Origin of the sequence: Azospirillum fermentarium (assembly GCF_025961205.1) — a bacterium.
GTDB classification, from domain to species: domain Bacteria; phylum Pseudomonadota; class Alphaproteobacteria; order Azospirillales; family Azospirillaceae; genus Azospirillum; species Azospirillum fermentarium.
Map to the genome: position 1 here is coordinate 1,015,913 of NZ_JAOQNH010000003.1, position 9,936 is coordinate 1,025,848.

Annotated in this window: 15 protein-coding genes; 4 read left to right on the top strand and 11 right to left on the bottom strand. The window is 69.5% G+C overall.

The genetic code is table 11. The features are described 5' to 3' along the window. Window positions 1-208: 208 nt before the first annotated feature. From M2352_RS24750 to M2352_RS24785, 8 genes are all read right to left on the bottom strand, one after another. The gene (locus M2352_RS24750) at window positions 209-862 is read right to left on the bottom strand and encodes an AAA family ATPase (RefSeq protein WP_264667183.1); all 654 of its coding nucleotides are present in this window, start codon (window positions 860-862) and stop codon (window positions 209-211) included. Continuing rightward, on the bottom strand, window positions 859-1,092 hold the full coding sequence (locus M2352_RS24755; protein ID WP_264667184.1) for a chromosome partitioning protein ParB: 234 nt from the start codon (window positions 1,090-1,092) through the stop codon (window positions 859-861). The genes M2352_RS24750 and M2352_RS24755 overlap by 4 nt, the downstream gene beginning before the upstream one ends. Beyond that, entirely contained in the window at window positions 1,089-1,727 is a 639-nt protein-coding gene (gene parA / locus M2352_RS24760; protein WP_264667185.1) for a ParA family partition ATPase, read from the bottom strand. Before parA ends, M2352_RS24755 begins: the two co-directional genes overlap by 4 nt. Continuing rightward, window positions 1,724-2,740, bottom strand: a complete 1,017-nt coding sequence (locus M2352_RS24765) for a replication initiator protein A (RefSeq protein WP_264667186.1) — start codon at window positions 2,738-2,740, stop codon at window positions 1,724-1,726. The genes parA and M2352_RS24765 overlap by 4 nt, the downstream gene beginning before the upstream one ends. Before the next feature lie 12 nt (window positions 2,741-2,752). Next, entirely contained in the window at window positions 2,753-2,995 is a 243-nt protein-coding gene (locus M2352_RS24770) for a helix-turn-helix transcriptional regulator (RefSeq protein ID WP_264667187.1), read from the bottom strand. A gap of 140 nt (window positions 2,996-3,135) precedes the next feature. Beyond that, window positions 3,136-3,624 (bottom strand): DUF2285 domain-containing protein, encoded by a 489-nt coding sequence (locus M2352_RS24775; protein WP_264667188.1) that lies wholly within the window; start codon window positions 3,622-3,624, stop codon window positions 3,136-3,138. Beyond that, a complete protein-coding gene (locus M2352_RS24780; protein WP_319802070.1) occupies window positions 3,608-3,949 on the bottom strand; it encodes a transcriptional regulator domain-containing protein in 342 nt (113 codons plus the stop codon). Before M2352_RS24780 ends, M2352_RS24775 begins: the two co-directional genes overlap by 17 nt. A gap of 174 nt (window positions 3,950-4,123) precedes the next feature. After that, window positions 4,124-4,393 (bottom strand): DNA -binding domain-containing protein, encoded by a 270-nt coding sequence (locus M2352_RS24785; protein WP_264667189.1) that lies wholly within the window; start codon window positions 4,391-4,393, stop codon window positions 4,124-4,126. Between the two features lie 113 nt (window positions 4,394-4,506). Here M2352_RS24785 and M2352_RS24790 point away from each other — a divergent pair, with 113 nt between their 5' ends. Further along, window positions 4,507-4,779: a helix-turn-helix domain-containing protein gene (locus M2352_RS24790; protein WP_209772605.1), complete on the top strand. Its 273-nt coding sequence runs from the start codon at window positions 4,507-4,509 to the stop codon at window positions 4,777-4,779. 376 nt (window positions 4,780-5,155) lie between these two features. Here M2352_RS24790 and M2352_RS24795 read toward each other — a convergent pair whose 3' ends face one another. Both M2352_RS24795 and M2352_RS24800 read right to left on the bottom strand, forming a co-directional pair. Further along, on the bottom strand, window positions 5,156-5,332 hold the full coding sequence (locus M2352_RS24795; RefSeq protein WP_264667190.1) for a hypothetical protein: 177 nt from the start codon (window positions 5,330-5,332) through the stop codon (window positions 5,156-5,158). 355 nt (window positions 5,333-5,687) lie between these two features. Continuing rightward, window positions 5,688-5,984 carry a DUF736 domain-containing protein gene (locus tag M2352_RS24800; protein ID WP_264667191.1) on the bottom strand — a complete coding sequence of 99 codons (297 nt, stop codon included), beginning with the start codon at window positions 5,982-5,984 and terminating at the stop codon, window positions 5,688-5,690. Window positions 5,985-6,436: 452 nt separating this feature from the next. On the opposite strand from M2352_RS24800, the gene M2352_RS24805 reads away from it, so the two are divergent. Beyond that, window positions 6,437-6,655 carry a helix-turn-helix domain-containing protein gene (locus M2352_RS24805; RefSeq protein ID WP_264667192.1) on the top strand — a complete coding sequence of 73 codons (219 nt, stop codon included), beginning with the start codon at window positions 6,437-6,439 and terminating at the stop codon, window positions 6,653-6,655. A 437-nt stretch (window positions 6,656-7,092) separates the two neighbouring features. Further along, entirely contained in the window at window positions 7,093-8,412 is a 1,320-nt protein-coding gene (locus M2352_RS24810; protein ID WP_264667193.1) for a hypothetical protein, read from the top strand. 390 nt (window positions 8,413-8,802) lie between these two features. On the opposite strand, the gene M2352_RS24815 is transcribed toward M2352_RS24810, so the two are convergent. Then, the gene (locus M2352_RS24815) at window positions 8,803-9,183 is read right to left on the bottom strand and encodes a hypothetical protein (protein ID WP_264667194.1); all 381 of its coding nucleotides are present in this window, start codon (window positions 9,181-9,183) and stop codon (window positions 8,803-8,805) included. Between the two features lie 482 nt (window positions 9,184-9,665). Here M2352_RS24815 and M2352_RS24820 point away from each other — a divergent pair, with 482 nt between their 5' ends. Then, window positions 9,666-9,935, top strand: coding sequence for a helix-turn-helix transcriptional regulator (locus tag M2352_RS24820; RefSeq protein ID WP_264667195.1), 270 nt, complete (start codon window positions 9,666-9,668; stop codon window positions 9,933-9,935). Window position 9,936: the final 1 nt, after the last annotated feature.

Genomic DNA, 9,936 nt, shown 5'->3' on the forward strand with positions numbered 1-9,936 from the left:
CCCTGTATACAGCCAACTCATTGAAAATAGATGACGGACGATCCCGCTGCATACGCTCTTTTATCTTGCTGACCGTTGATTTCTCTTCTTCCGCACGCGCTCACGAAAGCCCGCCGAAGCTTGGACACACTGTCCGATTTCCTGTCTTTGCGCGCCGTAGTGCGATCGGCGTTCCTTCGCGGGCGAAGCGGGCCGCCGCCCTGCCCGATCAGCCCGCCACTGGGACCGATCCCAGGCCGAAGACCTCCGAGACGAGGTGGCGGACATCGGCCTCGGCCCGCCCGGCCATCTCCAGCTCCGGCACCAGCAGCCCGGTGCTCCGGCTCGTCGCGAAGGCCAGCCGTTGCCGCACCACCGCCGCCGCCACCGGCAGGCGCAGACCCAGCGCCCCCGCCTCGGTGCCCAGTTCCACCAACAGCCCCTCCGGCGCCCGGGTCAGCACCAGCGCCGCCGCCAGCATCGGCTCGGCCGCCAGCGCCTCGACGACCAGCTGCATCGTGGCGGCACAGCGCCCCACCGCCTCCCGGTCCGGCAGGGTCGGCACCAGCACGGTCTCCGCCGCCAGCAGGGCCGCCCGCACCGCTGCCGGCGAACGGGCCGGGGTGTCGATGACCACGTGATCGAAGCTGGTGCCCAGCCCCCACAACCCGCAGCGCAGCTGGGCGCTGGTGATCGTGACGGTGTCGAACAGGGCCGGCAGGTCGTTGCGCCGCCGCATCCCCGCCCAGTCCCGCGCACCCGAAGCGCCGTCCACGTCCATCAGCGCCACCCGCTTGCCTTGCAGGGCCAGCTCGCCGGCCAGGTTGACCGCCAGCGTGGTACGCCCCACCCCCGGCGTCAGGTTGACCAGGGCGGCGATCATGCCCCCTCCTCCCCGGCGAAGCGGGCTTCCAGCAGCTCGCGCAGCAGCGCCGCCATGGTGACGCCCCGGCGGAAGGCGGCGATCCTGATTCGCCCGCGCAGCTCCGGCGTGATGTCCACCGTCAGCCGCGCGGTGTAGACCTCCGCCTTGGCCGGCCCGCCCTCGCCCCGGCGCACCCAGGCGTCGGGCGCACCCGGGCGGGCGCCGAAGCCGATCCGTTCCGCGCTCATGGCCCGGTCCCCAGCAGCTCGGCGGCCAGGGCCGCGATCTCCTGCGCCGCCGTGGAGTCCGGTTCGCTCTCGAAGGCCAGCCGGCCGGAGCGCACGCAGCGGGCGAAGACGACGCGCTGGCCGACCGATGCCGCCATCGCCGGCGGCACCACCCCAGCCAACTCGCGGCGGGCGTCACGGAGCAGCCGGGTGCGGGCGATGCAGCGGTTGAGCAGGAAACGGGCGGACAGGTCCGGTTTCCAGCCGCGCGCCTCGTCGAGCAGGCGCAGCAACTCGGCCGAGGCCCAGGCGTCGAACGGGCTGGGCTGCACCGGAATCAGCACCCGCTCGGCCGTCAGGATCGCCGAGCGCGCCAGCGCCGTCACCCGCGGCGGCCCGTCGATGACCACGTGCTCGACCCCGGAGGCCAGGTCGGGCACCTCGCGGTGCAGGGTCTCGCGCGCCAGCCCGACCATGGCGAACAGCCGCGGCAGCCCCTCGCGGTTGCGCTGTTCCGCCCAGTCGAGCGCCGAGCCCTGGGGATCGGCGTCGATCAGCAGCACGCGATGGCCACGCCGGGTCAGCTCCCCGGCGAGGTGGAGAGCGAGCGTCGTCTTGCCGACACCCCCCTTCTGGTTGAGGAAGGCCACGATCATCGCGGCGCCCTCCCCGCTCCGGACGACTTATCCACAGGCGGAGGAGTCGAGGAGTCAGCCGCCAAGAGTCTGTTATTGTTTAAGTTATATAAGTTATAGGGGCGAATCGGTGAAGCGGGCCAAGGACTTGACTCCGAGTCGGGGTGGTGTTCCCCCGCGAGTCGGCATGGTGATATCCCGTTTTCCGATAGATACGATGTCCCGACGTCATTCACAGGCTGTCCACAGGGGGCTGTGGACAGGTTCGCCAAGGGTCGCGCTCGGGAGAACAGCAGCCGCTCCTCGCCACCGCCCCGCTCGATGGACAGCCGGTAGCCCGGCAGGCCGATGGACGCGATCCGCCGGATGTGGCGGGCGAACTCGGCCGAGCGCACCGGACTGCCGCTGCGGGCGTGCAGGCGGCGCACCCCGATGGCGCCGCCGCCGCGCTGCCGGCCGCCCATCTTGCGCACCAGCCGGTACAGCCAGCGCGCCACTCCGCCGGTGAGGTCGAAATAGCCGGGATCCAGCGTCAGCACGCGGCGCTCGCACACCGCCACGAACAACCAGTCCGGCAGCGTCAGGCGGACGCCGGCCGCGGTCGGCTCCCACCCGTCCAGCCAGCGGAAGCGGGCCGGTCCCTGCGGCCCGGCGCGCAGCGTGGTCTCGACGCGGGTGGCCGCCAGACGGTCGAAGGCGGCGTGCAGCAGCGCGTAGTCGTGCCGGCCGACGCCGCGGCCGAGGAAGCGCAGAAGCGGATACGCCGGGGTTTCCAGATGCCGGGTGGGCGTCCGGCCGGCGTCGAGGGCCTCGGTCAGCTGGCTGGCCGCCCAGACCAGCACGTCGGCGTCCCAGAGGGTGGCGATGCCGAGGCCGCCGGCCGGCTCAACCCGGATGCACACCGCGCCCTGTTCGAAGACAATGGGCGCGCGGCGTGGGGATTTGGCGAGGCTGAACCACGGCCAGACCATCAGGTCGGCCACGTCGCGCACCGCGATGTCGGTGCGGCGGGCGGAAAAGCGGGGGTCGTCCATGCTCCCCTCCCCTCAGCGGCGGGCCGGCCGCACGGTGGCGGCGCCGGGGTCGGAGGTCGAGGTGCGCAGGCCGCGATCGGCCCAGGCCTTCAGGTCGTCGAGCGCGTAGACCACGCGCCCGCCGATCTTGCGGTAGCGCGGGCCGGTGCCGTAGACGCGGTGCTTCTCCAGCGTCCGGCCGGACAGGCCGAGGAAGCGCCCGGCCTCGGCCGTGCGCAGGAAACGTTGCGGCAGATCGTCGGCGGTGTCGTGCATGGTCGAGCCTCCGTGTTCCGGAGCGCGCCGCCGGGAGCGGCGGTGCGCGATGGCGGAAGGCTCGCGAAAACACGGAAGCGCCGGGGAGGGGAAAGATCGAAGGGGCCGGAGTCCCCCGGCCCCTCCCTCCCCGGAGCGGTCTACCGCTGGCCGCGCCCGAGGCGGCCGGCCAGCAGCTCGCGGTAGCCGCCGGCCATCAGCCGCCGACCCCGGCGGACCAGGTAGCGGACCTGATCGCGCAGGGGACTGGAGCGGAACCAGTCGGCCGCCACCCGCCGCTCGCCGAACACCGCCTCGGCGGTGTCGCGCAGGCTGGCGCCGGCCAGGGCGGCGTCGAGCGCCTGCAGGGCGTGGCGCAGCAGGCCGGTCTGGATGGGCGTCAGCTCGGGCGGCGGCGGCCGGCCCGCCATCAGCGCCGCCAGCCGCTCGATCCCGGCGACCTGCGGCGCCCGCGGCCGGTCGAACGCCACGGTGGCCCACAGCACGGTTCCCGGTGGCGGCAGGTCGGGCGCCAGCACCAGGAAGCGCCGCTCGCGGGCGCCGTCGGCGATCACCACGTGGAAGCCGTCCGGCGTCGGCAGCACCGCCCGCCGCCCCGGCCCGGCCAGCGGATCAGCGTCCGGAACCACAGGGGTTCGTCCCACAGGAGCCGGGACAAGCCGCACCAGCTCCGGCAGCAGGTCCGGCGCCCAGAAGATCGCCGTGTCGTGGGCGGAGCGATCCGGATCCTCGGCGAAAGGACAACCCCCAGCGCCGGCCCACGGCGGTGTGTTCCGCCGAGCGCGGCGCGACGGCCCGCGTCCCGGCCCTGTACTCGGGATTGCGGCGCAGGAACTCCCACGCCCAGCCCGCCACCGGCAGCGCTGCCGTGTCGGTGTAGGCGGCGGCGGACCGCCAGTCTCTCGTGCCTGTCATGAAACCGTCCTCGTCATGGATGAAGGGACGGATGCGCATCCAAACGCTCAGGTTGCGAAGCGCCGAACGCACCGGTAGGCCGGTGCGGCGTATCGGGGGATCGATGCAACCGGCACACCCCGATCGAAAGAGGAGGAAGCGCTTGACCGGACAAGGAAAGAGCCGCCCAGCCGGCGTTCGGCACTGCCGGACGCGCCGGACGGCAATGGCGGCTTAACCTGAAACGAGCAGGTGGCGGTAGCCGCTTTCGGTCATCCAACGGGCACGAGCGAGGTGGCTGGCGTGGGCACGCCGGGCGCGCTCGGGTTCCTCGTCCGGGTCGATGCGCAGCACGATCCGGGCGACCTCGTCGGGGTCGGCGCCGTCCGCCGCGGCGTCGAGCAGGCGCAGGTAGGTGACCAGATGCAGCCGGTCGTAGTCGGTCAGCGCCTCGCCGGTGGGCGCCACGTCGAACACCGGCGCGTCGATGCGCGGCTTCCTCATGCGCAGACTCCTTTCCGTTCGGCGATGCGGGCCACCCGGCGGCCGGGGGCTGGCGTCGGAATGGTAGATGTATCCCGTGGAGACTTTTCCCGCAATGGGGCTCCATCCTGGCGATGGAGGATCTGCCCGACATACTGGCCGCGAACATCCGGCGCCTGCGGCGTGAGCGCGCCATCACGCAGGAGGAGCTCGCGCATATCTCGGGCATCGACCGCAGCTACGTCGGCCAGATCGAGCGGGCCGAGCACAAGGCGAGCGTGGTGACGCTCGGCCGGCTGGCGCGGGCGCTGAAGGTGCTCCCCGGCGATCTGCTGGCGCTGCCCCCCGATCACCCCTTCCTCTCCGAACTGGCCGGCCCCACCCAAGACGGTGACGGCGGTGCGTGACGACATACGTGGGTAGGACGCCATATTTCCGCCACCATTGCTTTTGGGGCGAAAGGGTTGGCGATGCCAACGATTTCCGGGAGAGGTGCGTGACTTTTTAGGCGTATGCCGGCCAATCGGGGCGGTGGCCGGGAGTGCATTCCCGTGTTCACGGCGATCCGGAGTTCCGGATCGGCGGATGTCCGGATCGACGGACAGCCGGACATCCGGATCGCCGATTCTCCGTAAATCCGGACAGGGAAGGAGCCGTGTTCCTGAGCAGCGACCAAGGGTGATCACCGGCACACCGCCGGGCAGCCGGATGGCGAAACGGATGCGCCGGCAGGCGTCCTCCGGCCACACAACGAGGCTCCCGGCCGCGACGCACGGCGCCGCCTCAGGCGGGCGGCGCCTCCGTGACGAACACCAGCGCGTCGGTGGCACGGTCCATCCTCGCCTGCCGGGCGAGGAGCTGGTCCAGTTCGGCCCGGGCCTGGGCGCGTTCGCGGCGGGTCAGGGCGCAGGATACCAGCTCGGCCCGCAGTTCCCGGACTTGGTCGTGGATGGTGAGCATCGTCCCCTCCTCTGGTTTTGAAGACGAGGGGGCGTCACGATGCCGGGGCGGTCCGGGTCGAGGATCGCCGCAGGCGACCGGCCTGCCGGCGAGCGGGGGAGCCAAAAGGCGCAGCCTTTTGGGGGGACCGCTCGTCCTCGAGGCGGGCCGCTCCGGCATGGTAGGCTGGGACGTTTGAAGAGACAGACGGACCTTCGGGAGTACGGGGACTTCTCATCTCGGCCCGCGATCGATCGCACGGCGATCACAACCATCACGAGCGGCGGCGCCCGCCGCTTGTCGTGTTCGAGCAGGTCCGTTATGGCCTGGAGCCGGCTGCGGCGCCCGGATGGAGCGCCGCAACCGGTGGGCGGCCTCAACGGGACCAGATCAGGGCGTAGCCGCCGTCGACCTCGACCAGGCTGGCGTAGATCGGGGCGGGGAAGCTCGGGTCGTCCAGCTTGACCGAGTGGTAGTCGCGGCCGGTCTCCTTGGCGGTCTTGCGCCACCCGGCGCCGATCTCGATCCCATTGCTCTGGGCGCGCAGGTCGGGAGCCTTGTCGCTGTCCTTCGCGGCCGGGACGAAGCGGGCCTTGATGTTGAGGGTGAGCGTCTTGATGGTGCCGACAAACGAGCCATCGTCGTTGCGGGTGAAGGTGCCGATCTGAGCCATAGTCGCCTCCTGCGGGGTTCGGCCGCGACCACCGCGGCCTTGATGGCGATCACAAGGGCGCCGAGCGACCGGCCCGCACCCGAAGGGCCGCAGCGCAGCGGAGGACCGGCGGGAGCCGAGCTTCTTGTCGCGCGAGGAAGCCGCGCACAGGCGTCAGCCGAGCACGGCGGGGAAGAAGGCCGGCTCCCGCCGGTTGCGGGATCGAGGTCGGGCTGCCCCGCAGCCGCACCCGGCGTCAGGGTCGCCAGCAGGAAAGGCCGCCGTGGTCGAGCCGCGAGCCGTTCAGTCGGAGACGACACCGCTCACGACGCCGTAGCGCAACGCCCGATGCAGCCTTGCCGGAAGCAGCGCGGTTCTCCGGCCACATGGCCTCGGTCCGGGAGAAGGACCGTGAACGGCTCCCGCCCGCCGTGGTAGCGTCGCCCGATGAGCGATCCGGCGGAGATGGATGCATGACCCCGGAGCGGTGCCGGTTCCTCCGGCGTCAACTGGGATGGTCGCAGGAAGCCCTCGCCGAGAAGGCGACGCTGTCGGTGTCGGCGGTGCGCGCCTTCGAACTCGGCAGGGGCTCGTTGCGGGGTTACGTGCCGGGCAGCCTCCGGCGGGCCTTCGAAGCCGCGGGGATCCGCACGGACAGCGATGGAGCGCCACGGGCAGCTGCGGTGGATTGAAACCTTCAGGCACAGGGAGTGGCCGGTGGCGGGCGATCGCCATGGGAAGGTGCCAGAGGCTGACGATAACGGCGTGTCGTAGGGGGCACCTGACGTTCCCACCGCGGTTGGAATCGCCCTGCACCCGGAACCGGTTCCTGCCGTCGCCACGCTTGCAGAAGGAAGGCACGTCGCGGGAGATGCGCCAGGGATCGACGGTCGTCAGACTCGAGACACCGCAGGTGGCTCGATTCACGAGAGCCCGGCGCGCGGGCTTGCCCGTGCGGGCGCCACCACAACCGTCCGGTTACAGGCCGCAGTCGGCCGAACAGTCCAGCGTGAGCACGCATCGGCACCGTTCACCTATTCCGGCGTGCACACTGAAGCGGTATGATTGCACGATTGAGCGCGGTGTTTCACAAGTGAAGCAACAGCATCCGGCGGGCATTGGGGGTGGGATGAGCGCCTTGGTTTCGACGACCGGGTTGTGGAGCAACGATAAAGCAGTCGGCTTGACCACCCACACCAGGCACAGACATGGTCCAAGCCCGATATCGCTGCACTTCACTGCACCAAATGCCACGCCAAGTCTTATCTTTGGCCCGATGGCGCTGGCGGCGGCGGTAGCGAGAACGGCAACGACGCGGGAGGCCCGTCCCCGGTTGTTGACAGGGCTGCAGAAGAGCGCCCTGGCCCAGCTGGAATGCCTGATCTCCGATGACCCGGTCTTCGAACTGTCGGCCGATTTCAACGATCTGGCCGATACCGAAAGAACACTCTTCGCCGCGCGTGTCGGCGCCGGCATCACCGATCTTTACATGAACGCACTGGGATATGTGTGGCGCGCCAATGCTGCCTGCTTGTCCAGGACGCTCGACCCCCACGCGGACTTTATCTATGACGGCGGAAATGCGGACGGACATGGCGTGGTGCTGGCGGAGGCCCATGGGTCGTTCGCAGCCAAGGCAACCGCCAAGAGTGTAGCCGCGCAGGCCAAACGAAAATATGCGCGACAGGTAAAGCCCTATCTCGCAAAGACATCGCCCTATGGCCAAGTCGTTCATGGCTATTCCATCGCATTCGGTTCAAAGCCCGGAACGGCGGGGGCATTCCTGAGCTTGGCCGAGACACGAATTCCAAAGCCCGGCAAGAAATCACCACCACCGCCCGCTCTCCAAGCGCCCACGGGCACCGGGGCGACGCCGACCATGATCGCTCTTGCCACGCACCGTTCGAATTTTCTCCTGATGGGCGCCAGCCAAGTGGTTGATTGGATCGACTGGGTTCGCGCATCTGGTGAACTGCCCGCCGACCGTGCCCCGGTGACGTTCCTGAGATTCGGTTACGCGGGCCGCTGGTATCTCGGGAGTCCGTCCTACGTCTGGCCGTTGTTTCCACGATGGTGGCCTGACATGTACTGGGATGACCCGGCCCTATGGGACTGGATCGAGCATAACACGCTTGCCCGGAGACCGCGGGGCGGACCGCCGACAGGCTGGTTTGTCATGGAGGAAACAGCCTGCGTGTCGTTCCTCGACGCGCTCAGCGGCATGATCCGCGATGGCGGTGAGCGGCGCCCCGAACGGCTCGAACTGCCGACCTTCGACCCGATCGGTTTCGGTGCCGGCGGGGATGATCGCGTCCTGGATGCGGAGCACCCAGACTACGATTACGCGCTGTTTCGTGACGGCCTTGCATTGATCGACGCTCCGTTCCGATGGACTGGACGCCACATCAGGAGATGGCTGCCGAAGGAAGGATTCGAAAGACAGGCCTGACGACGGACAGCGCGACGGCTGGTTCAAGCAAGACCATTCAACAGATAATGGCTGAGTTCCGGTGTCTGCGCCCATCAGGCCTGACAACGTGTCATCGGCACCGGCGTTCGTACGCCTATGCAGGGCATGGGGCGGTCACCGCATTCAACGCCGGAAGATAGCCGGGCGTCGAGCATATGTCGGCTTGGGGCATGTGCGCCGGATCCTGCTGGCGTTGAACGGCTCCGAGGACGCTGCGATGCGCGCATCATCCGCCAGCAATCACCGGAAGCGGAGCTTACGCGCGCCCCACCGAATCACCGGACCGGACGACCAACGCGTCCGGCTTGTCGGTGGGGGGATCGGGGTTGCGCATGCCGGAAACGTTCTGAGACAGGGGCGGTGACCGGCTCAGCCGGACAGTGTCGGACGCTCCTGCTCCCCCGCCGCCAGGGTGACGAGGTCGGACAGCACGCCGTGCAGAAACGGCCAGGGCAGGTCGTCACCCTCCGGTTCCCGCTCTCCCCATTGCTCGATGACGACGAGCTTGGCAATCGCGCCCATCAGCGAGTGGGCCGGCGTCACGGCGGCGATGCGCAGCAGCTCATCGACGCGGTGGTCGGCGGCAACCTCCGACCGGACGGCCGCGGTGAGCCCACAGGCGGCGGCTTCGGCGTTCCAACGGGCACGCGCCGCCCCCAGAGCGCGTTTCAGGCGGCGGCGTTGCGCCAATGTCACCGGGGCCGTGCCCAGCACCCGGTCGATCTGGCGCGGATCCGTCGCCCGGACCATCGGCCGTTCGGGATCGCTCATCGGGATCTCGACGGCCGGCAAGCCAATGCGGGCGATCAGGTGACGTTCCAGCCGTTGCGCCTCACGGCAGAGATGCTCCGACAGAGGAAAGGCAGCCCGCCATTCCCTCCAGAGAGCGAGGAGGGGCTCCGCATCATTCCCGTCCGGGGCGGCGTCCAGCACCCGGATCGCCGCAGACAAGGCGGCGCGGCGTGATGCTTTGCTGGTCCTCGCTCTTGGCGTGCGCGTCTCCCGTGGCACGATCGGTCCCCTCCATTCCGGCTGGGTCAGTCAGCGTCGCTTCAGCGCCCGACTCGCATAGGGGCTTGGGCCTGTCGGCCAGGACACCAAGGGCAATACCCACGCGGAGCTGAACTCCTGACGGTTCAGGCAAGTGCGTATTTTTCGCACTTATGCGCACATAACGCAAGCGCATTTTCCGTTTCCTTGCGCTTTCTGCGCATCCACCTACCATCCGGGACATGAACCTGACGCCCGCTCAATGCCGCGCCGCCCGCGGTCTGGTGAACATGACCCAGCAGCAGCTCGCCGAGGCGAGCGGCGTGAGCCTGCGCACCATCACGCATTTCGAGAAAGGCGGGCGCACCCCCATACCCGCCATTCTGCGGGCGCTGAAGGATACGCTCGAGGCGGCCGGCGTCATCTTCATCCCCAGCAATGGCGAAGGTGTCGGCGTCCGCCTCCGCAAAGGCACCGAGCCACTGGCGGGGCTGAACCATGGTGGGAATTGAG